The 21699-nt window shown below is 63.6% G+C and carries 24 protein-coding genes; 11 read left to right on the forward strand and 13 right to left on the reverse strand.

Annotation, left to right across the window (positions count from 1 at the left end):
- Positions 1 to 2: 2 nt before the first annotated feature.
- Positions 3 to 575, reverse strand: coding sequence for a DUF4126 domain-containing protein (locus tag H351_RS10980; RefSeq protein ID WP_007727593.1), 573 nt, complete (start codon positions 573 to 575; stop codon positions 3 to 5).
- A gap of 85 nt (positions 576 to 660) precedes the next feature.
- Here H351_RS10980 and H351_RS10985 point away from each other — a divergent pair, with 85 nt between their 5' ends.
- The 3 genes from H351_RS10985 to H351_RS10995 are packed head-to-tail and all read left to right on the forward strand — an operon-like array spanning position 661 to position 4455.
- Entirely contained in the window at positions 661 to 1077 is a 417-nt protein-coding gene (locus H351_RS10985; RefSeq protein ID WP_007727590.1) for a VOC family protein, read from the forward strand.
- Positions 1078 to 1131: 54 nt separating this feature from the next.
- Positions 1132 to 2508, forward strand: a complete 1377-nt coding sequence (locus tag H351_RS10990; RefSeq protein ID WP_020908640.1) for an ATP-binding protein — start codon at positions 1132 to 1134, stop codon at positions 2506 to 2508.
- 9 nt (positions 2509 to 2517) lie between these two features.
- Positions 2518 to 4455 (forward strand): vWA domain-containing protein, encoded by a 1938-nt coding sequence (locus H351_RS10995; protein ID WP_029255932.1) that lies wholly within the window; start codon positions 2518 to 2520, stop codon positions 4453 to 4455.
- Positions 4456 to 4466: 11 nt separating this feature from the next.
- On the opposite strand, the gene H351_RS11000 is transcribed toward H351_RS10995, so the two are convergent.
- Positions 4467 to 5492 (reverse strand): agmatine deiminase family protein, encoded by a 1026-nt coding sequence (locus H351_RS11000; protein WP_029255931.1) that lies wholly within the window; start codon positions 5490 to 5492, stop codon positions 4467 to 4469.
- Positions 5489 to 6436, reverse strand: a complete 948-nt coding sequence (locus H351_RS11005) for a nitrilase-related carbon-nitrogen hydrolase (RefSeq protein ID WP_029255930.1) — start codon at positions 6434 to 6436, stop codon at positions 5489 to 5491. Before H351_RS11005 ends, H351_RS11000 begins: the two co-directional genes overlap by 4 nt.
- Positions 6437 to 6585: 149 nt before the next feature.
- On the opposite strand from H351_RS11005, the gene H351_RS11010 reads away from it, so the two are divergent.
- Positions 6586 to 7203 (forward strand): TetR/AcrR family transcriptional regulator C-terminal domain-containing protein, encoded by a 618-nt coding sequence (locus H351_RS11010; RefSeq protein ID WP_019744741.1) that lies wholly within the window; start codon positions 6586 to 6588, stop codon positions 7201 to 7203.
- Here H351_RS11010 and H351_RS11015 read toward each other — a convergent pair.
- From H351_RS11015 to H351_RS11025, 3 genes are all read right to left on the reverse strand, one after another.
- A complete protein-coding gene (locus tag H351_RS11015; RefSeq protein WP_029255929.1) occupies positions 7200 to 8726 on the reverse strand; it encodes an APC family permease in 1527 nt (508 codons plus the stop codon). The genes H351_RS11010 and H351_RS11015 overlap by 4 nt on opposite strands.
- On the reverse strand, positions 8723 to 9622 hold the full coding sequence (locus tag H351_RS11020; RefSeq protein WP_029255928.1) for a universal stress protein: 900 nt from the start codon (positions 9620 to 9622) through the stop codon (positions 8723 to 8725). Before H351_RS11020 ends, H351_RS11015 begins: the two co-directional genes overlap by 4 nt.
- Before the next feature lie 90 nt (positions 9623 to 9712).
- Complete coding sequence (locus H351_RS11025; RefSeq protein WP_003946421.1) at positions 9713 to 11143, reverse strand: gamma-aminobutyraldehyde dehydrogenase; 1431 nt, start codon at positions 11141 to 11143, stop codon at positions 9713 to 9715.
- Between the two features lie 169 nt (positions 11144 to 11312).
- On the opposite strand from H351_RS11025, the gene H351_RS11030 reads away from it, so the two are divergent.
- Positions 11313 to 12830: a PucR family transcriptional regulator gene (locus tag H351_RS11030; RefSeq protein WP_029255927.1), complete on the forward strand. Its 1518-nt coding sequence runs from the start codon at positions 11313 to 11315 to the stop codon at positions 12828 to 12830.
- Positions 12831 to 12866: 36 nt separating this feature from the next.
- Here the strand turns inward: H351_RS11030 and H351_RS11035 are convergent, their stop codons facing one another.
- The 7 genes from H351_RS11035 to rpmB all read right to left on the reverse strand — a co-directional run bounded on the left by H351_RS11035 (position 12867) and on the right by rpmB (position 16910).
- On the reverse strand, positions 12867 to 14228 hold the full coding sequence (locus H351_RS11035) for a flavin monoamine oxidase family protein (protein ID WP_007727552.1): 1362 nt from the start codon (positions 14226 to 14228) through the stop codon (positions 12867 to 12869).
- Positions 14229 to 14380: 152 nt separating this feature from the next.
- On the reverse strand, positions 14381 to 14845 hold the full coding sequence (locus tag H351_RS11040; RefSeq protein WP_007727550.1) for a hypothetical protein: 465 nt from the start codon (positions 14843 to 14845) through the stop codon (positions 14381 to 14383).
- Between the two features lie 19 nt (positions 14846 to 14864).
- Positions 14865 to 15800, reverse strand: coding sequence for an AEC family transporter (locus H351_RS11045; RefSeq protein WP_029255926.1), 936 nt, complete (start codon positions 15798 to 15800; stop codon positions 14865 to 14867).
- Between the two features lie 129 nt (positions 15801 to 15929).
- On the reverse strand, positions 15930 to 16187 hold the full coding sequence (gene rpsR, locus H351_RS11050) for a 30S ribosomal protein S18 (protein ID WP_003946414.1): 258 nt from the start codon (positions 16185 to 16187) through the stop codon (positions 15930 to 15932).
- Positions 16188 to 16196: 9 nt separating this feature from the next.
- Complete coding sequence (gene rpsN / locus H351_RS11055; protein WP_020908632.1) at positions 16197 to 16502, reverse strand: 30S ribosomal protein S14; 306 nt, start codon at positions 16500 to 16502, stop codon at positions 16197 to 16199.
- Positions 16503 to 16504: 2 nt separating this feature from the next.
- Positions 16505 to 16669, reverse strand: a complete 165-nt coding sequence (rpmG, locus tag H351_RS11060) for a 50S ribosomal protein L33 (protein ID WP_019744734.1) — start codon at positions 16667 to 16669, stop codon at positions 16505 to 16507.
- Between the two features lie 4 nt (positions 16670 to 16673).
- On the reverse strand, positions 16674 to 16910 hold the full coding sequence (gene rpmB, locus H351_RS11065; protein ID WP_020908631.1) for a 50S ribosomal protein L28: 237 nt from the start codon (positions 16908 to 16910) through the stop codon (positions 16674 to 16676).
- Between the two features lie 104 nt (positions 16911 to 17014).
- On the opposite strand from rpmB, the gene mrf reads away from it, so the two are divergent.
- From mrf to H351_RS11095, 6 genes are all read left to right on the forward strand, one after another.
- Positions 17015 to 18268 (forward strand): ribosome hibernation factor-recruiting GTPase MRF, encoded by a 1254-nt coding sequence (gene mrf, locus H351_RS11070; protein WP_029255925.1) that lies wholly within the window; start codon positions 17015 to 17017, stop codon positions 18266 to 18268.
- On the forward strand, positions 18265 to 18519 hold the full coding sequence (locus tag H351_RS11075) for a type B 50S ribosomal protein L31 (protein ID WP_019744731.1): 255 nt from the start codon (positions 18265 to 18267) through the stop codon (positions 18517 to 18519). Before mrf ends, H351_RS11075 begins: the two co-directional genes overlap by 4 nt.
- Complete coding sequence (rpmF, locus tag H351_RS11080; protein WP_007727540.1) at positions 18519 to 18692, forward strand: 50S ribosomal protein L32; 174 nt, start codon at positions 18519 to 18521, stop codon at positions 18690 to 18692. Before H351_RS11075 ends, rpmF begins: the two co-directional genes overlap by 1 nt.
- A gap of 18 nt (positions 18693 to 18710) precedes the next feature.
- Positions 18711 to 19322 (forward strand): trimeric intracellular cation channel family protein, encoded by a 612-nt coding sequence (locus tag H351_RS11085; protein WP_003946409.1) that lies wholly within the window; start codon positions 18711 to 18713, stop codon positions 19320 to 19322.
- 70 nt (positions 19323 to 19392) lie between these two features.
- The gene (locus H351_RS11090) at positions 19393 to 20079 is read left to right on the forward strand and encodes a response regulator transcription factor (RefSeq protein ID WP_003946387.1); all 687 of its coding nucleotides are present in this window, start codon (positions 19393 to 19395) and stop codon (positions 20077 to 20079) included.
- 65 nt (positions 20080 to 20144) lie between these two features.
- Positions 20145 to 21524, forward strand: a complete 1380-nt coding sequence (locus H351_RS11095; RefSeq protein ID WP_020908630.1) for a HAMP domain-containing sensor histidine kinase — start codon at positions 20145 to 20147, stop codon at positions 21522 to 21524.
- Positions 21525 to 21699: the final 175 nt, after the last annotated feature.

A 21699-nucleotide genomic window follows, 5' to 3' on the forward strand; every position in this document is an offset into this window, starting at 1 on the left:
GTTCAGGCGGTGCGCAGACTCCGGACACGTCGCCATCCGCGCCAACTGAACCACAAGAGTGCGGCGAGCAGCGGAATGATCAGGAGCGGCAAGATCATCGCGATCAACGAGGTGAAGAAAGTCAGCACATCCTCGATGACGGAGACGACGGGATTCGCCAGTCCACCGGTAGTGGCCGTACTGACCGCGCGAGTGCCGGTCTGGGCGGCGCTGAATGTCAGCGCCGTCGGCGCTCCGACGATGATGCCCGCCAACGCGGCCATCGCAGGGTCGAGATGGCTGAAGGCCGCCCAGGCCGCGATCACTCCGGCGATGGGTCCGGTGACGTTCCCGATCACCGAGAGTGCGTTGTCCACGAAGGGAATGAGGTCGGCACCCAGTTCGACCACCGCGGCTATTGCCAATGCCACCAGCGCGCCGGTGGATCCGATCCACCGCATCGACTCGCCGACGGTGATCCCGAACAGTTCGAAGTGGACGGCAGCGCTGAGCATCAGCAGCGGCAGGAAGGTTCGCATTCCGGACGCTGCGGCGAGTCCGAGACCGAGCATGGCGGGCAACACCCAGGTATCCATGGGTGGAGTTTAGGTCTACTGTGCGCCTTTATTAACCGCCGGCGGTTAATAAAGGCGCACAGCAAAGTCTCGGAAAGGACCTTTCATGGCGACAAACCCGCAGCCGATGTTCTTCCTCAACCTGCCCGTCAAGGACCTCGGCAAGGCCACCACCTTCTACGAGGGCCTCGGATACTCCAAGAACACGCAGTTCTCCGACGAGAATGCGTCGTCGATGGTCATCAGTGACACCATCGTCGTGATGCTGTTGGCCGAGCCCTTCTTCAAGACCTTCACCACCAAGGGCATCGCCGACACCTCGACGTCGACGGAAGCGCTGCTCGGTCTCTCGGCCGAGACCCGTGAGGCCGTCGACGCCCTCGTCGACAAGGCGCTCGCGACCGGCGGTTCCGAAGGTAACGCGACGCAGGATCACGGCTTCATGTACAGCCGCAGCTTCCAGGATCCCGACGGCCACATCTGGGAAATCATCTGGATGAATCCCGAGAACATCGAGGGCTGAGCGACCGAACTTCCTCGGCGAGAGGCGAAACCCCGCAAACACTCGTAGCGTGGAGTGGTGACTGTCGCAAAAACCCTCGGAGAGCTACGCGCCTCCGGACACGTACAGCGAAGTGTCAAGGAAGAACTTCGAGAGAACCTTCTCGCCGCGTTGCGGGACGGCCGTGACCCCTGGCCCGGGATAGTCGGGTTCGAGGACACGGTCGCCCCGCAACTCGAGCGGGCGCTGATCGCCGGCCACGACGTGGTTCTGCTCGGCGAACGCGGTCAAGGAAAGACGAGGTTGCTTCGCACTCTCGGGCTCCTGCTCGACGAGTGGACCCCCGTCATCGAAGGCTCCGAACTGGGGGAGCACCCGTACGAGCCGATCACACCGGCTTCGATACGTCGAGCCAAGGAACTGGGTGACGACCTCCCGATCGCCTGGCGACATCGCAGCGAGCGGTACTCCGAGAAACTGGCAACGCCGGACACCTCGGTCGCCGACCTGATCGGAGACGTCGACCCGGTCAAGGTGGCCGAAGGTAGGAGCCTCGGCGATCCGGAGACCATTCACTTCGGTCTCGTGCCCCGCGCGCATCGCGGAATCGTGGCCATCAACGAGCTTCCCGACCTCGCCGAGCGCATCCAGGTCTCCTTGCTCAACGTGATGGAAGAGCGGGACATCCAGGTCCGCGGGTACACGCTTCGGCTTCCGTTGGACGTCCTTCTGGTCGCGAGCGCGAACCCTGAGGACTACACCAACCGCGGGCGCATCATCACACCGCTCAAGGACCGCTTCGGCGCCGAAATTCGCACTCACTACCCCGTCGAGTTGGCGGGTGAGATCGCGGTGATCGAGCAGGAGGCGCACCTGGCCGCGGAGGTGCCTGACTACCTTCTCGAAATTCTTGCCAGGTTCACGCGCTTGCTACGCGAATCCACCTCGGTGGATCAGCGATCGGGTGTGTCGGCACGATTTGCCGTCGCCGGCGCGGAAACCGTCAGTGCAGCGGCGGTACGACGCGCGGCGGTGCTCGGCGAGGCCGATCCTGTTGCACGGCCCGTCGATCTCGAGTCCGTGGTCGAGGTTCTTCGCGGCAAGGTCGAATTCGAATCCGGTGAAGAGGGACGGGAACTGGAGGTGCTCGAGCACCTGCTGCGTCGCGCGACCGCCGATACGGTTCGGGTACGACTCGGCGGAATCGACCTCGGGATGTTGGTTGCTGCTGTGGAGACGGGCAATACGATCGTCACCGGTGAATCTGTCACGGCCAAGGCGTTTCTCGACGAGCTTCCGGACCTCGAGGTCCTGGACGAAGTAGCCGAACGCCTCGGCGCGCAATCCGACGGCGAGCGTGCCGCCGGTGCCGAACTTGCCCTCGAAGGGCTTTACCTCGCGCGCCGGATCTCCAAAGATCAAGGCCCGGGCGGCCGCTCGGTGTATTCGTAAGGGGCAGTGATGATCCACAATCCGCGGTACGGGCCGTACGACGGTGGTCCCGATCCGCTGGCGCCTCCGGTAGATCTGCGCGATGCCTTGGCAGCAATCGGCGACGACGTGTTGTCAGGCACGTCGCCGCGCCATGCCCTCCGGGAACTCCTGCGCCGCGGAAACCGAGACATGCGCGGGCTCGACGACCTTGCTGCCCAGGCGAACCGGCGTCGACGTGAGCTGCTACGCCGCAACAATCTCGACGGAACGCTCGACGAGGTTCGTAAGCTTCTCGACAAGGCGGTGCTCGAAGAGCGCAAAGAACTGGCACGTGCTCTCGACGACGACGCACGATTCAACGAAATGCGGATCGAGGAGTTGCCACCGTCCACAGCTCAGGCCGTGCAAGATCTGGCCGACTACAACTGGCGCAGCGAACAGGCTCGCGCGGATTACGAGAAGATTCGTGATCTGCTCGGACGTGAGGTCCTCGATCAACGCTTCTCGGGAATGAAGCAGGCACTCGAGGACGCTACCGACGAGGATCGTGAGCAGATTCGCCAGATGCTGGCAGATCTGAATCAACTGCTCGATGCGCACTCTCGGGGCGTCGACACTCCGGAGCAGTTTGCGGAGTTCATGGACAAGCACGGGCAGTATTTCCCGGACAACCCGCGCAACGTCGACGAACTTCTGGATTCGTTGGCGCAGCGCGCGGCGGCCGCACAACGATTGCGTAACTCGCTCTCGCAGGAGCAGCGTGACGAGTTGGATGCGTTGGCGCAGCAGGCGTTCGGTGATCCGAGTCTGATGAGTGAGCTGAGTCAACTCGACCAGTTCCTTCAGGCGGCTCGGCCGGGTGAGGACTGGGAAGGTTCGCAACAGTTCCGCGGCGACAACGGAATGGGGTTGGGTGAGGGGACCGGTGCCCTGCAGGATATCGCCGAGCTGGAATCGCTGGCAGATCAACTGTCGCAGCAGTATGCAGGCGCAGCGCTCGACGACATCGACCCCGAGCTACTCGCGCGGCAACTCGGCGACGAAGCGGCCGCTGATGCTCGCACCCTGGCCGATCTCGAAAAGGCTTTGCAGGAACAGGGTTTCTTCGATCGCGCACCAGACGGTCAATGGCGCTTGTCGCCCAAAGCCATGCGACAGCTCGGACAGACCGCTCTGCGTGACGTCGCCGGGCAACTGTCGTCGCGAACCGGTCAACGCGATACGCGTCGGGCAGGTGCGATGGGCGAACCGACCGGAGCTTCCCGCGAATGGGAGTTCGGGGACACCGAACCGTGGGACGTCACGAGAACCATCACCAACGCCGTCCTACGTGACCCGGGCCGAATGCCGGTGCGGCTGAGCGTCGTCGATGTCGAGGTGGCCGAAACCGAACAGCGTAGTCAGGCTGCGGTGGCTCTGTTGGTGGACACGTCGTTCTCCATGGTGATGGAGGATCGCTGGGTGCCGATGAAGCGCACCGCCCTGGCACTCAATCATCTGGTGAGCACGCGGTTTCGCAGCGACGAGCTGCAGTTGATCGCCTTCGGACGCCACGCGCACGTACTGAGCCCGTCGGAGCTCGCCGGTTTGGACGGCGCGTGGGACCAGGGAACCAACCTGCACCACGCACTGTTGTTGGCGACCAGACACCTTCGACGCCATTCCAATGCGCAGCCGGTGGTATTGATCGTCACCGACGGTGAGCCGACGGCTCATCTCGAAGCGGACGGAGAAGCCAGGTTCGACTACCCGCCGAGTGCTCGAACCCTCGGTTTGACGGTTCGAGCACTCGACGCCGTGGCCAGGCTGGGCGCCAAGGTCACGTTCTTCCGCCTCGGTGAGGATCCAGGTCTGGCCAGGGTGGTCGACCGGATGGCGCACCGGGTGGGTGGACGCGTCATCGCGCCGGACCTGGACGGCCTCGGCGCAGCCGTCGTGAGTGACTACATGCGAGGTCGCCGTTAATTCTGCCGCCGTCAGTCTTGTTCAGCGGGCTGGTGCTGGGTGATGCAGTGGATGCCGCCGCCACGTTCGAACAACGGTCTGGCGTCGACGGTGACGACAGACCGTCCGGGGTAAGCGGCTGACAGGATCCGGGCCGCTTCGGCGTCGGCCGGATCGTCGAAGCTGCAGGCGATCACTCCACGATTGACCACGAGATGGTTGATGTAGCTGTAGTCGACGAATCCCTCGTCGTCGCGCAGGATTTCGGGTGCAGGCACCCGAATGACCTTCCACGGCCGGCCGCCGACGTCCGTCGAGCTTTCGAACAACTCGATGATCGTCTTGCTGACGGCGTAGTCGGGGTGCACCGGATTGCGTTGGTCATGGACGAGTACCACTCCGGGGGAAGAGATGGCAGCGACGATGTCGACGTGTCCGCGCGTTCCGTACATCTCCTGATCGCGAGTCAACCCGCGGGGAAGCCAGATCACGTGCTTGGCGCCGATGGTGCGGGCGAGTTCGGCCTCGATGTCGGCCTTCGTCAGGTCGGGGTTTCGTCCCGGATCGAGTTGGACGGTTTCGGTGACCAAGACGGTGCCGAGACCGTCGACCTGAATACCGCCGCCCTCGTTGACGATTGGTGAGTCGATCAACTGGGCACCGGATTGTTCGACGACAAATGCGCCGATCTTCGAGTCCTTGTCCCACTGCGCCCACCCCTGTGCGCCCCAGCCGTTGAACACCCAGTCGACTCCGCCGAGACGGCCTTCGTCGGACAGGACGAACGTCGGCCCGATGTCGCGCATCCACGCGTCGTTGAGAGGCGCCTCGACGATGTCGACCTTCTCGGACAGATACTTTCGTGCTTCTTCGACTTCGGCGGGATCGACGACGACGGTGACCGGCTCGAATTCTGCGACGGCGTGGGCGACGGCCGCCCACGTCGAGCGCGCTTCGTGCTGTTCCTCGGCGGTGTCGCCGAGGGAGTACCCGGCGCTGGGGTACGCCATCCAGGTGCGTTCGTGCGGTTCACTTTCCGCGGGCATTCGCCAGGTCATCGGTTGGCTCCCACAGTGTTCACCGGTGCGGTCAGAGCCGAGTAGGTGTCGGGTCGGCGAGTGGCCAGGAACGGGAACAGTGCAAGCCAGTCTTCACGTTGCCGAAGATCGAGATCGGCGACCAGCACTGCTGATTCGTCGCGGGGAGCCTGAACGAGGATGCGTCCGTACGGATCCGAGATGAAGGAAGAACCGTAGAAGGTGATGAGACCTTCACTGCCGTGGCGATTGGGAACAACCATGAAGGTGCCGTTTGCGATACCGTTTCCGACGATCACCTGCTGCCACAGCGGTTGGGTGTCGAAGTTCGGGTGATCGGGCTCGGAGCCGATCGCCGTCGGGTACACCAGAACCTGGGCGCCGGCGAGGGAGTATGCACGTGCGACCTCCGGGAACCACTCGTCCCAGCATGTCGGGAGGCCGAACTTCGCGCCGAGTGCCTCGTGGACGGGGTATGCGTCCTGCGCCGGACCGCCGCGGAAGTACGTGTCCTCGTAGTATCCGGCCGTCACCGGAATGTGGAGCTTGCGGGTTCTGGCGAGAAGCTCACCTTCGGGCGAGACGAGGATCGCGGTGTTGAATCCCAGTCCGTCCTCGGCCTCACTGCGCTCGTACAGCGATGCGTGGACGAGGACCTGGTTCGCGGCGGCGGCTTTGGCGGCGAAGGCGAGAGTGGGTCCGGTGAGCAGGTCTTCCGCTTCGCGTCCGGGATTGTCGCCGGCCGGGGTGGAGGCGGGGTAGCGGCTGAGCGTCAGCTCCGGAAGAAAGACCACGGAAGCGCCCAGCTTCGCTGCGGACGCAATGCCCTCGCTCAATTCGGTGTAGAGGTCGTCTTGGTCCTCGTGCCAGCGATGTTGCACGAGACCTACACGCAGAGGTGTGGACGTGGACGGCGTAGTCGCGGCCAGAGACTCGGGTGGGGTGAGGGCGGTGATCGTCAGCATGGGGTTTCCTCGGTGCTCGGGTATTCGACGTTCAACGTAAAACGAATGTGATTCGTTAAGTATGGTGGGTGAGCGCTGATTGATCAAGGACTTTCGAGGAATTGTTTTTTGCGGCGCCCCGAACGGTGTGGATCACTACAGGAGGACATATGCCGCGGCCATCGCAACGACTGCTCTCACCGGCGATCATCACCGAGGCAGCGATCGAGTCGGTGGACGAATCCGGCGACTTCACCATGCCGGGACTCGCCGCACGACTGAAGGTGCGACCGTCGTCGCTCTACAACCACGTTTCCGGACGGGCCGAGATCGTCGAACTGATGAGGGCTCAGCTGATGGCGGGAATCGACGTGGAGTCGGCCTCGGGATCCTGGAGCGAGACCGTCTCTGCGCTGGCAGCCGAGTACCGGCGAAGCTACGCAGCACATCCTCGCCTGATTCCGCTCTTCACCGCCCAGACGGTGCAGGCCGGTGTGGCGTTCACCCTGTACAACGCGTTGGCGCAGGCATTCGCCGATGGTGGCTTCGACCCGGCTCAAACGCTGCACGCAATCACAACCGTCGACAGTTTTGTTCTCGGTTCGGCGTTGGATCTGGCGGCGCCGGATGTCCAGTGGGCGTCGGGGCCCGAGGCTAACGACGCGATGAAGGCGGCGTTGGCAACATCCGGGAAAAATCCCGAACGTGCCGACGCCGCCTTCGAATTCGGCTTGCGCGTATTGATGGCGGGCCTGATCGCGCAGGCCCCCGAACCTACTGTCTCCTAGGACACGCTGAGGTCGTTCTCGTCGCGCAGAGCCTCCGTGTCGCGGTTGAGGGTCTTGCCCTCGAAGAACTCGGGATTGCGCACTCGCATGACCATCATCAGTACCGCGCCGAGGATGAGAATTCCGAAGCCGAGGAAGAAGACCAGGCCGATTCCGCCGATGGATGCTCCGCTGGCGTTGTCCGGATTCATACTCTCCTGGACCGAAATGACGAACACCGCAAGCAGCATGAGACCACCGATGAGTGGGAACGCGAGCCGGAAGACGAAGTTTCGTACGCTTTCGAAGAGCGTCTTGCGGAAGTACCACACGCACGCGAATGCCGTGATGCCGTAGTACCAGCAGATCATGATGCCGAGTGCGGCGATCGTGTCGAGCAGCGCACTTTCGGAGAGGAACGTGACGGCGCTGTAGAACACTGCCGTCACCGCGCCGGCCACGACAGTGGCGTACGACGGCACCAGGAATCGAGGCGAGACCTCGGCGAGCTTCTTGGGGAAAGCTCCGTATGCGCCCATGGCGAGCATGGTTCGTGCGGCGGGCAGGAACGTGGTCTGCAGGCTCGCAACGGAAGAGACGAAGACTGCGAGGAAGAGGAGCATTCCGCCCCAGTTGCCCAGGACCGGGTCGGCCAGAGCGCCGAAGACGTTCTCGGAGTTGTCGGGATTGCCGAGACCGAGGCCTTCCTCGCCGACGCCGGCGTACATCATCGCGGCAACGGCGACCAGCAGGTAGGTCAGGAGAATGGTTGCGACACAGAGCAAACCGGCGCGGCCCGGGGTCTTCTTGGGGTTCTTCGACTCCTCGCCCAGCGTGAGACAGGTATCCCAGCCCCAGAACGCGAAGATCGATCCGGTGAGTCCGATGACAAACGCACCGATGGCGAGTCCGCTGAACGGGTTGAACCAACTCAGGTCGAAGGACAATCCGGCCGGGGCATCGCCGGCGCCAACGTGAACCAGTGCAACGACGGCGAAGACGACCAGCAGCACCATCTGGAAGCCGACGAGCGCGAACTGTACCCGCTCGCTGGTAGTGATTCCTCTACTCGCTATCCAGGTGGCCAGGGCGATGAAGACGAGTGTGGTGCCGACATTGACAAATTTGTTGCCCGGCAGATCGGCGATCGACGGATTGTCGACCACTCGCGCGATGAACAGATAGAAGAAGTCGACGGCAATGGCAGCAAGGTTCGAGAGCACGATGATGGTGGCGATGACCATGCCCCAGCCGCACATCCAACCGACGTACGGCCCGAATGCCTTGGTGGACCACGTGAATGACGCGCCGCAGTCAGGTGTGTCGGAGTTCAATTCGCGGTACGCGTACGCGGTGAGGAACATCGGGATGAAGCCGGCGATGAAGATGGCGGGCATCTTGAGGCCGACCGCGGCGACGATCAATCCGATGCTGGCAGTCAGGGTGTAACCCGGTGCCACGGAGGAGATTCCGAGTACGGCGCCGGAGATCATGCCGATCTTGCCGGTAGCGAGTCCTTTGGAACTCAGTTCGGTGCTGGTCATGACAGTGCCTCCGGCTGGGTGAATTCGTGCTTGGGCACTACGACCATGGGAACGGGCAGCACGCGCAGCATCTTGGCGGCGGTGGAGCCCAGGAAAAGTTTGCGGGGCTGCGCGAGACGGCTGGAACCGACCATCACGAGGTCGCCGTCTTGCCAGTCCAGTTGACGCACTGCGGATTCCACTGTTGAACCGTCGGCGATGATGACCTCGATGGGGAACTCGGCGGGGAGCGCCGCTCTTGCGATGTCAAGCGTGTCCCGAGCGTGGTTTCGTGCACGTTCCCTGGCCGACTCGGCGGTGTCGCGGTGATCGCGCAGATCGTTCTGGGGGTCGAGTGCCACGAGCGAGACCAGTCGCAGCGGAACCTGCATCAGTTCGCTGGTACGTACGGCGGTGTTCAAGACGACGTCGGCGCCGACGCGGGTACCGAGCGCGCAGGTGACCTCTCGTATTGCGGTAGCCGCCGAATGCCGCGTTCCCCGAGGCGCCAGTGCTACCGGGACGTGGGCGGAGTGCAGCAGTTCGGTCGAGACCGAACCTATCGCGTGACGGCCGAGCAGACCGTCGCCGGAAGCTCCCACCACGATCGCCAGCGCGCTCAGTCGGTCAACCTCGTCGAGCAGGCCCTGAGCAAACGACTCGTGGAAGCTCAGGTGTACTTCCACCTGGATGTCCTCGGGCACCGATGCTTTCGCCTCGGCGAGCCAGTCGTGTGCACGTGCGGCGAGAATGTCGTCGTAGCCGGCTTCCGAGGGAACCTTGGCCGGCAGTGACCGATCCGGTGGGAGGACCATGCAGATGTCGAGTTGCGCGCCGAGACTGCGCGCGAGCTGGGCCCCGAGGACCAGCCCGTCTTTACCGCTGGGTGTGGCGAGGTATCCGACGATAAGGCGCATGGTGGCTCTTTTCCGGATTGGAGGAATCTGCTGTGCGCCTTTATTAACCGCGGGGGGTTAATAAAGGCGCACAGCAAGAGGGGCGGCAACTCAGTCGTGCGAGCTCATGACGTGCTTGAGACGGGTGTAGTCCTCGACTCCGTAGGCCGAGAGATCTTTGCCGTAGCCGGAGTACTTGAAGCCGCCGTGCGGCATCTCGGCAACGAGCGGGATGTGGCAGTTGATCCACACCGCACCGAAGTCGAGAGCGGCGGAGACGCGTTGCGTGACACCGTGATCCTTGGTCCAGATGCTCGAGGCCAGGCCGAACCGAACGTCGTTGGCAAGCGTGATCGCCTCCTTCTCGTCGGAGAAGCTCTGGACGGTGAGGATGGGACCGAAAGTCTCTTCCTGCACGATGTCGTCCGATTGCGCGACGCCGGTGATGACGGTCGGCTCGAAGAAGAATCCGGTTTCGCCCGAACGCTTTCCGCCGGTAACGATCTTGGCCGACGCCGGCAGGTTCGCGATCTTGTCGCTCACGGCGTTGAAGTGGTTGATGTTGTTGAGCGGGCCGTAGAAAGCATCAGGATCGGAAGGCGCGCCGGGGCGCAGCTTCTCGGCGTTCCGGACGAGGGCTTCGACGAGCTGATCGTGGATGGACTCGTGAACGATCACGCGAGTGGCCGCGGTGCAATCCTGGCCACCGTTGAAGAACGCTGCCTCGGCGATACCGGTGGCGGTCTTCTCGATGTCGACGTCGCCGAAGACGATCGCCGGCGCTTTGCCGCCCAGTTCGAGGTGCGCGCGCTTGAGTTGCTGCGCTGCGGACACGGCGACAGCGATGCCCGCCCGCACCGAACCGGTGATCGAGACGAGACCGAGGGCCGGGTTCTCCACCAACGTCGCGCCGGTTCCGCCGTTGCCGAGCACGACGTTGAACACGCCGTCCGGCAGGATGCCCTTCGAGAGCTTCGCCAGGACCAGCGTGCTGCCCGGTGTGGTGTCGCTGGGCTTGAGGACGATCGTGTTGCCGGCCGCGAGGGCGGGCCCGATCTTCCACAGCGCCATCATGAACGGGTAGTTCCAGGGAGTGACCTGGCCGACGACGCCGATCGGCTCACGACGGACGTAGGAGGTGAAACCCTCCATGTACTCTCCGGCCGCCTTGCCCTCGAGAAGTCGTGCGGCTCCGGCGAAGAACCGCATCTGATCGGCTCCGACCTTGACCTCTTCGTCGGCGATCATCTGGTGGGCCTGGCCGGTGTTGGCGCTTTCGGCTGCGACGATTTCGTCGCTGTGCGCTTCGATGGCGTCGGCGAGTTTGAGGAGTGCGGCCTGCCGCACGCTTGGTGTCGTCTTACCCCAGGTCTCGAATGCGCGCTGTGCTGCTTCGACGGCGGCGTCGACGTCTTCCTTGGTGGAGACCGGCGTACGCCCGACCACACTCTCGTCCACGGGGTTGATCAGGTCGAGTGTTTCCGTCGCGGCCGAGGCGACGAATTCACCGTTGATGTAGTTCTCGAGTACGACGATCGACATCGGTACCGGTTCCTCTCGAGGTCGAACGAGTTCCGGCCGAGGTGATCAGCACGGAACTCGCACTTTGTGGGGCGTGTGTGAGCAAGTGTGCGCTGACTCACAAGTAAAGGCAGCTGCCAAAAAGGTGAAATCTTTGATCCCCGACGCGCCGAGTTGTACAGTCCTGCCCATGACGATCGCTGTGCGGTGGATGTTGGCGCAGCCGGATCTCGCGCTGGAACTCAAAGGTGGGGCGCGGGGTGTCGGTCGCGAAATCACATTTGCGCACGCCACGGAGCTGCTCGACCCGTTTCGATGGTTGACCGGCGGCGAATTCATCCTCACCACCGGCATCCGATTGCCGTCCACTCAGCAGAAGCGCGGCCGCTATCTCCGGATGCTCGATGCGGCGGGTGTAGCGGCGGTGGGATTCGGAACCGGGCTGTCGTACCCCGAGGTCCCGGCCGATCTGGTGGCCGTCGCCGACGAGATCGGACTCCCGCTGATCGAGGTGCCGCTGCCGACGCCGTTTGCTGCCGTCGTCAAGCGCGTTATGAGCCGGTTGGCAGAGCAGGAATATGAAGCTGTCCTCCGGGCGTCGCGGGCGCAACCGCGGATGACGCGTGCCGTCATTTCCGGCGGAACTGCCGCAACCGTGCGTGAACTGGCGATCGCAACCTCGGCGACGGTGCTTCTTCTCGACGTCGCCGGACGAGTTCTCGAGAGCTCACCTCAACTGCCGACGGACGACGTGATCGACGAACTGCGAGCAACTCTCGGGGGCGGCGCATCCAGCAGCGTGACGCTTGCAAGGTCTGGAGCGTCGATCGCGGTGCAGCAGATCAGCGTCGGGCGAACGCCGTACGGATACCTGGCGGTGATCAGTGCTTCGGCGCTCAGCTACGTCGATCAGATACTGCTCGGTCACGCGAACTCGTTGCTGGCGTTGGACTTCGAGAAACCTGCGCGCTTGCGCGCCACTCAGGATCAGTTGAATTCGCACGCCCTCGGGCTGCTGCTCACCGAAGACCGCGACCCGGCACCGGCGTGGCAACAGATCCGGCAGGCCGCCGACGGCGAGGGAATGATCCGAGGGTTGACAGTTCTTGCCGACACGTCCGACGTAGCGGGACGCGTCGGAGTCGAGATTGCCGAGTTCATGAACAAGGCAGGGCGGCAGTTGTTCTCGCGGATCAACGACACTCGCGTCACAGTGCTGCTGCGTGGAACCGACGACGTCCAGTTCGCCCGGGAGCTACTGGGCGGGGTATCGAGGTCCGATCTTCGCTCACTTCGTGTGGGCCTGAGTGCGCGACGGGTGGTCGCAGCGCTGGCCGTCGCCGTCGAACAGTCGCAGCTGTGTGCGTCTGCGGCGGAAATCGGTGGCGAGCCTTTGGAATTCGCGGCGCTGACCGGAAGTGTGCTGCTGTCTTTCGATTCGACGCGTGAAGTGCTCAACACTCTGGCGGAAACGATGATCACACCGATCGAGGACTACGACCGTGACAACGGCACCGAACTGCTGGCGTCATTGCGGGCATTTCTCGAGGCCAACGGGCACTGGGAAGCGGCAGCCATCACGATGGGCGTCCACCGGCACACGCTGCGAAGCCGAATGGCGAAGGTGGAGAGCTTGATCGACTGTCGACTCGAGGTAGCGAGAGTTCGTGCGGAACTGCTGCTCTCGATCATTGCCCGGCAGTCGTGACTGCCGGGCAATGATCGAGACTTGGCAAAGTGGCCGTCAGGCCTTGCTGCGGGCGATGATGTCGGCGGCGGTTCGCTGCCCCATCCGAACAGCACCGTCGACGTGCTGGTACCCCTCGGCTGCGATGTCGGAGCACGAGAAGTGGATCGGGCCGACGGGTGTGCGGGAATCCGCGCCGTATCGGTGCAGGCCACCGAGGTCGAAGCTGGCCGCGTACGCACCGCGGGTCCATTCCTCCGAGCCCCAGTCGGATTCGTAGTACACAACAGGTTCTTCGGCCTTCGGGCCCAGGTAGCGGGCAAGTGAGGCCAGAATCGTGGCCTTACGCTCCTCGACGGAAAGCTCGAACATCGCGTCGGCCTTCTCGTCGGAGACGAAAGCGACCAGTGTGCCGCGATCGTCCTCGTGGTTGGTGTTGTCGTACACCTCCTGTACTACCTCGGACGCGCCGAAGCCGGTGCCGGAGAGGCCGTCTTCGCGCCAGAAAGGCGTCTCGTACACCGCGTGCACCTTGATGACGAGGCCGAGGGACTGGTGCTGGTGCATCTGGTGCTGACGACGCGGCAGCGGGGGATCGTACGAGATCCGGGAGTAGAGGTTGGGCGGTACGGCCAGGATCACTCGGCTTGCCTCGACGCGAACATCGCCGTCCGCCAACACCGTTGCACCGGATTCGTTCCACTTCACCGTTCGCACGGGTGCGTTGAGGAAGACGTCGTCACCGAGGGCCTCCGCCATGCGGATCGATACCTGCTGCATTCCGCCGATCACTCGCTTGTCGAGGATGAAGTCCTCGTCGACGAGGTGGGAGAACGAGCCTGCCGAAGCGGCCATGAGTACGGCCTGCAGGGCAGAGAACGAGTGGGCGGGCTTGGTGAGCATGCCACCGGCGATGAAGAGGCCGATGTTGTCACGTGCCTCGGCGTCGTCGGACTGATTGATCAGCCACTGCTTGAAAGAGACTGTGTCGAGATCGCGGGCGAGGGGATGTGCCCACGGTTCCTCGGCGCCGATCTGTGCTGCGAGATCGTCCATCTCGTCGATGAGACGGTCCATCTCCTTCTTCGTGGTGTCGTTCGTGGGGAAGGAATCACCCGTGTACTGCGTCCGCTCACCTGCCGACGAGATGTAGACGGACTCGCCCTCGCGGTAGCGCTCGAAAGTTTTCAGGCCGAGTTCGTCGAGCAAGGAGATCAGCGCGGTCTGGTCGGGGGAGACCCACTGGCCGCCGATTTCCAGAACTGCTCCGTCGATGGTGTCGGTCCACGTGCGGCCGCCGACGCGGTCGCGCGCTTCGATCACAGCGACGGTCAAACCGGCCTTGCGCAGCGCGGTTGCAGCTGCCAGGCCAGAGGGGCCGGCGCCGACGATTGCAACGTCTCTCTGGAGAGTAGGCACTTGCGAGCTCCTTCATGTTGAGCACCGCTCGAGTCGAAAGCTGCCGACGAGCGAGTGCACGGGTGTCGGTTTTCAGTCTGTCCCGACGAGACGCACACCACACCTGACGAAACGGAGTGTTCGATCGGTGATCTTGTGCCGTTTAGGCGCGGCTAGCCGTTGATGACGTGACGATCGCCGAGCGGTCGGCTCAGCGGAACGTCCAGGCTGCCGAACACGGCAACCAAGATGCACATCTTGTCCGCGGCCTCCGGCAATGCTCCGGTTCGGAGCGTGACGATCACCGTCGTATCAGTCTCTTCGACGGTTGCGTACGCGCCGTAGCACTCCGGAGTACCGGTCACGAAGTGGACTGCCACCGTGTGATCGTCGACCTCGGACCACGATTCGAACATGGTGGCCGTCGCACCCACGATGTCGGTGCGGCTGTCGAACTCCGTGCCCATCTCGCTGTCGTCGACCTCGTCGGGAACGGGGGTTCCGAGCGACCAGTCGGCGGGACTTGCTTCGTTGGCCGCCATCGGATTCGGAGCAGCAACCGGCCCCGTTGTCTGGGCCCCGACGGAGCATCCGGCCACAGCAAGGCAGGCCAGAACGGCGAGGGTTAGTACACGCATGAATCCACCGTAACCCTGCTCAAGCGAGTAGCGCCGTGACCAGCGCAATCGCCGGTATCGACGCCAAAGTGGTGACAAAGGCGCTGTCTCGGGCGAGGACCATTCCGCGCCGATATCGGCTTGCGTAGATGAAGACGTTCTGTGCCGTCGGCAACGTCGAGACGACCACGATGGCGAACAACTGATGGCCGTCGATGCCGAGGAGGAAGTGCGCCATCAGGTAAGCCAGCACTGGTTGGACGACGATCTTGAGGGTCGACGCAAGCGCGACGTCCCGGCGCGGACTGGAGCCCTTCTCGAGCACTCGTACGCCGTACAACGAGAGTCCGAATGCCAACAGTGCGCCGGGGACCGACGTGGCGCCGATCAATTCGAAAGGCTGCATCAAGGGTCTCGGCGGTACCCAACCGATCAACGCCACGATCAACCCCGCAGCGCCCGCGAGCACGATCGGATTCTTGAACGGAGCGGTGACAGTGTCGATCAGTGACAGTTTTTCGGCTTCGCCCCGCAATGCCGTGAGATCGAGGATCGTCAAGGCGATCGGGGAGTACACGACGATCTGGAAGAGCAGGAGCGGCGCGACGAACGTGGCATCGCCGAGCACGAACACCGCGATCGGGATTCCGAGGTTGGCCGAATTCACATACGACGCCGACAGTGCGCCGATAGTCAGTTCGGGCAGCGGCCGATCGAGCCAGATCTTTGCAACGACGACGTACAGAGCGCCGACGGCAAAGGCAGTAGCCGACGCGACCGCGAGCGTCGGCGAGAAGATCACCGACAGATCGGACGACGCGAGGGTGGTGAACAGCAGGGCAGGCGTCGCGACGAAGAAGACGAGTCGACCGAGAACGAACTGTCCTTGGCTACCGAGGGTACCGAGACGGCCGAGCAGATACCCGACCGCGATGACGACAAAAATTACGGTGAAACCCGCAACAACTCCCGACACGCTGCGGGCACCTCTCGACTGGAATGAACGACCTCGGGAAATCTTAGTCCGGGCAACAAAAAGGCCGCGCAGCCGATTGACTGCGCGACCTCTTCGGTACTTCTACGTGTGACTACCGAGCACGTATGACTACCGTGCGGCGGTGAAGGGAAGCAACGCCATTTCGCGTGCGTTCTTCACTGCAACGGCGACCTGACGCTGCTGCTGCGGGGTCAGGCCCGTGACGCGACGGCTGCGGATCTTGCCGCGGTCCGAGATGAACGTGCGAAGCAAGTTGATGTCCTTGTAATCGACATGCGTGATCTTCGCTGCGAACAACGGGTTCTTCTTGGGCTTACGACCCTCTACGGGGCGTGGCTTCTTCGACGGTGAACGCTTGACTGCCATCCGACTTCCTTACCAGCTCGACTTGTGTACGCCAGGCAGTTCCCCACGGTGCGCCATTTCTCGCACGCGAATCCGGGAGAGCCCGAACTTCCGCAGGTGGCCGCGCGGACGTCCATCCGCAGCGTCTCGATTGCGCAATCGTACCGGACTGGCGTCGCGTGGTAGACGTTGCAGGGTCGCTTGGGCCTTCGCGCGCTCCTCGGGTGAGCTTTTCGGGGAGCGGATTGTCTCCTTGAGCGCCGATCGTTGCTCCGCGTATCGCTCGACGATGACCCGTCGCTGGTTGTTCTTGGCGATCTTGGACTTCTTGGCCATGCCTACTTCTCTTCTCGGAAATCGACGTGCTTGCGCACCACGGGGTCGTACTTCTTCAGTACGAGGCGATCGGGGTCGTTGCGACGGTTCTTGCGGGTCACGTACGTGTACCCGGTGCCCGCCGTGGACTTGAGTTTCACGATCGGGCGGATCTCGTTGCGTGCCATCTGCTCAGACCTTCTCGCCGCGTGCGCGGATCCGGGCGACGACGGATTCGATGCCGTCGCGGTCGATCGTCTTGATGCCCTTGGTCGAGAGGGTGAGCGTGATTCGACGACCCTCGCTGGGCAATACGTATGTCTTGCGCTGGATGTTCGGGTTCCAGCGACGATTCGAACGCTTGTGGGAGTGCGAGACGGATTTTCCGAACCCCGGCACACGTCCGGTCACTTGGCAGTGAGCCGACATGGGTGTTCCTTTCAACTTGCAGATGACAATCGTTTTCGACAATGCGGTGAGATCAATGTAGCGTTCAACCTCGGTAATGACAATCATTCCCAGAAAGGCCCGCTGTGAACACGATCCTGGACGGCAGGACTCCGCTGGTCCTGGTCGCCGGCATGAGCGAATCCACTCCACACACCGCACGAGCGTTGCTGCGAACCGGAACTGTTCTGGTTCACCACGACCTGAGCCACGTCCGTGAAGGGGTGGTCCGGCGGACGGTCACCTCGATGACCGGGGGCACCGGGTCTGCCGGCACGGTGTCCGAACGCGAGACGATCCTCGAGCTCGCGCACGGCTGCGTCTCCTGCACCCTGCGCGAAGACTTGCTACCGCTGCTGCGTCGCCTTCACTCGCACAGTTCGGTTCAGCGGATCGTCTTGCTGCTTGACCGCCAACTCGAACCCGAAGCGCTGTGCTGGGCGATCGAGCATGTCGTCGTGACCGGCGTCGTCGGCCAATTGGACGGACCGGCGCAGCGTGACTGCCGCGTCGACGCCGTCGTGACGTGCATCGACGCCCAGACCTGGCTTGCCGACGCCACCGGCGACGAAGCCCTCGACGACGACCGCACCCTGGCTCAGGTCGTCGTCGGGCAGGTCGACTTCGCCGACGCTCTCGTACTGCGCGGGTCCGATGGACTCGACGGCTGGCAGCGGTCCCGCTTGAACGCGGTTCTCGCGCGCATTGCTCCGCGGGTACCCGTCTTCGATGAGGGAGACGACATCGAGGCACTGCTCCTCGAGGTGCCTGCGGATGCGCGACGCGGTGAGCTGGCCGACGCTCACTCACCGCTGTTGCGTCGTCAGCCGCCGCTCGACGACGACGGCGGAGTGATGCTCGTCGAGTTCACTGCGAACCGGCCGTTCCATCCCGAGCGTCTGCACGAGGCGATCGACGTCCTGCTCGAAGGTGTCGTCTATTCCCGCGGGCGCGTCTGGGTGGCGACTCAACCGGGCGAAGCGCTCTGGCTCGAATCGGCGGGCGGTGGCCTGCGAGTTGCAAGCGCGGACACCTGGCTGGCCGCGATGACGCCGCAGCAACGTGAGCGCGTTCCAGCCGAGCGCCGTGCGCTCGCGGCCCTGAAATGGGACGAGCGTTTCGGCGACCGTGACACCTCGATGGTCGTTCTGACGTGCGGTGCGAATCCGCTCGAGATCGACCGAACACTGCAGCACGCCCTGGTCACCGACGAGGAGTTGGCCGACGAAGCGTCGTGGACCACCTGGGAAGACCCGTTCGGAGAGTTCCACGAAGACCCGTGCGACGAATCCGAATCACCTTATGCCGAAACCGAATCAACGCGAGAGGGAAACGAATGAAGAAGCAGATGCACCCCGACTACCACCCGGTGGTCTTCCAGGACGCCAGCACCGGCAAGAGCTTCCTGACCCGATCGACCGTGACGAGTGACCGCACCGTCGAATGGGAAGACGGTGGCACGTACCCGCTGCTGGTCGTCGACGTCACGAGCGACTCTCACCCGTTCTGGACCGGAGCGCAACGTGTGATGGACACCGCCGGACGCGTCGAGAAGTTCGAGCGGCGCTACGGAAAGCGCAAGGCACTCTGATGGCCGTTCCCAAGCGCAAGATGTCGCGTTCCAACACGCGCAGCCGTCGTGCCCAGTGGAAGGCGACGGCGCCCGATCTGGTCGAGGTCACGGCCTTCGGCCAGACCCACCGGGTGCCTCGGCGACTGGTCAAAGCAGTTCGGCTCGGGGTGATCGACCCGAGCCGCATCTGACCGTGCGATCCTTGGCCGGTGCTGCTGAGGATCCTCGAACTGGTGGGCATCGTGGCGTTCGCGGCCTCGGGTGCCCTGGTGGGCGTCACCAAGCGACTCGACATCTTCGGGGTGTGCTCGGTGGGTGTGTTCACCGGCATCGGCGGCGGTATCGTCCGCGACGTTCTCCTCGGCGTCCATCCGCCCAGCTCTCTGAGCAGTTGGCCGTACTTCGGAACCGCCGCCGCCACCTCACTCGCCGTGTTCTACCTCCACGAGCCGCTCAATCGACTGCGTCGTGAAATCCTGGCGCTCGACGCACTGGGGATGGGCTTGTTCGCGAGTACCGGCGCCGTCATCGCGCTGGACAACAACGCCAGTTCGCTGGCGGCGACGTTGATCGGTGCGACCGCGGCGATCGGCGGCGGAGTGATCCGCGACGTCCTCGTCAACGAGGTACCGCTGCTCCTGCACAAAGACCTGTACGCGGTTCCCGCACTGCTCGGCGCTGCGTTGGTGGTCACAGTCTCGCAAGCCGGACTGTCCACCAACGCCGCGCTGGTGTGCGGCACGGCGTTCGCCGCGGTGTTCAGACTGCTTGCGTTATGGCGTCATTGGAGCCTGCCCGGGCCCAGGCGAACCCGGGACTGACCGCGACACGCCGGAGGCCGGAATCGGACCCTCTCAGCCGCATCTCAGCACTTCAGTCCAAACTGTCGGTATGCGTATTTTGGTGGTCGACGACGACCGGGCGGTTCGCGAGTCGCTTCGGCGGTCGCTCAGCTTCAACGGCTACACGGTCGAGCTCGCGGTCGACGGGCTCGACGCACTCGAGAAGATCCTCGCCAACCGGCCGGACGCCGTCGTGCTCGACGTCATGATGCCGCGACTCGACGGACTCGAAGTGTGCCGTCGTCTTCGCAGTGCCGGCGACGACCTACCCATCCTCGTGCTCACCGCCCGCGATTCGGTCAGCGAGCGAGTCGCCGGCCTCGATGCCGGAGCGGACGACTACCTGCCCAAGCCCTTCGCTTTGGAAGAGTTGCTTGCCAGGTTGCGTGCACTACTTCGCCGCACCGCGCCCGATCTGGACGCCGATTCCGAAATGATGGCGTTCGAGGACCTCACCCTCGACCCGGTCACCCGTGAGGTCAAGCGCGGAGAGCGATCGATCAGCCTGACCCGCACCGAGTTCTCCCTCCTCGAAATGCTCATGGCCAACCCGCGTCGCGTGCTGACCCGTGGACGCATTCTCGAAGAGGTGTGGGGGTACGACTTCCCGACGTCCGGCAATGCGCTCGAGGTATACGTCGGCTACCTGCGTCGCAAGACGGAAGCCGACGGCGAACCGAGGTTGATCCACACTGTCCGCGGAGTCGGCTACGTCCTGCGGGAGACGCCTCCGTGATCACCGCTCCGTTCGGCAAGAACGCCGAACCGAAGAAATCCTCCACCACCCAAGCGTCCGTCGAAATGCGCCCGCCGATGCCACTGACCCGTTCGGTGTCATTGCGTTGGCGTGTGACGCTCCTCGCTGCGTCGGTGGTGGCCATTGCCGTCGCAGTCATGGCGATTGCGGCGTACGCGGTGGTTTCGCGTGCGCTCTACGCGGACGTCGATCACCAGTTGCGTACCAGGGCGGCGGTGCTCATCGACAGCAATGTCGTGCGATTCGATCCTCGCTACATCTCCGGTGCGACGCTGTACACCACCGACATCAGTGTGGCCCTGATCTTCTCGGACCTGAGCACGTACCAGCCGCCCGGTTCCGACGTGCCGATCGGTGAAGCCGAAGATGCCGTAGCGCGTGGCGAATCGGATTCTTCGCTGCGAACCGTCGACGGTCAGCGAGTGCTTGCTCAACGGACGCATGACGGAAGCACTTTGGTGATCGGTCAGCGGCTCGCGCCGACCGTTGCGGTACTGGATCGGCTGGCCTGGGTTCTCTTCGTGGTCGGCGGGTGTGGCGTCATACTTGCTGCGGTGGCGGGTACTACCGTGGGCCGCACCGGTTTACGGCCCATCGCCAGGCTGACTGCCGCCACCGAACGAGTCGCCCGGACTGACGATCTGACGCAGATCCCCGTTACCGGCAGCGACGAATTAGCGCGCCTGACAGAGAGTTTCAACACGATGCTGCGGGCGCTCGCCGAGTCCCGTGAGCGTCAGTCGCGCCTCGTCGCGGACGCCGGACACGAGTTGCGCACACCGTTGACTTCGTTGCGTACCAACATGGAATTGCTGATCGCGTCCAGTCGCCCCGGTGCGCCGCAGATTCCCGACGAGGACATGGCGGAACTTCGTGCCGACGTCGTCGCGCAGATCGAGGAACTGTCGACTCTGGTAGGTGACCTTGTCGATCTGGCCCGCGAAGACGCGCCCGAAACCGTGTACGAGCGCGTAGACGTCAGCGACGTCGTCGAGCGTGCGCTCGAACGAGCGCGGCGCAGGCGCAACGAAATCGAGTTCGAAGCGGTCACCACTCCGTGGTACGTCTACGGAGATCAAGCGGGCCTGTCGCGTGCGGTGCTGAACGTCCTCGACAACGCTGCGAAATGGAGTCCGAAGGGCGAACAGGTACGCGTCGAAATGCGTCCGGTCGGCCAAGGATTGTTGGAATTGACCGTAAGTGATGCGGGACCTGGCATTCCGGAGGAGGATCGGGAGTTGGTGTTCGATCGTTTCTACCGGTCGACCGCGGCACGTTCGATGCCGGGATCGGGTCTGGGACTTGCGATTGTGCGTCAGGTAGTCGTCAAGCACGGCGGCACCATCGCGATCGACGAATCCGATCGTGGGGGAGCGCTTGTTCGTATCGTGCTTCCCGGCGAACCAGGGCCGAGCGCCGAGTAGCGTGTTCTGTAGACCCGTTGGTCCCGTGCTTCGGTGACTGACGTCACGAGTTAATGCGTTCGGCCCGAGAGTCTTTCGGGCCGAGCCGACAACACCGGATTTTCACGTCGAACTCTGGGTAAAGTGACAGGCACGTCTCAGCGCCTTCTCAGCAGCGCAAGGCAGCATTGTCGGC

The organism is Rhodococcus erythropolis R138 (assembly GCF_000696675.2).
Taxonomy (GTDB): domain Bacteria; phylum Actinomycetota; class Actinomycetes; order Mycobacteriales; family Mycobacteriaceae; genus Rhodococcus_F; species Rhodococcus_F erythropolis.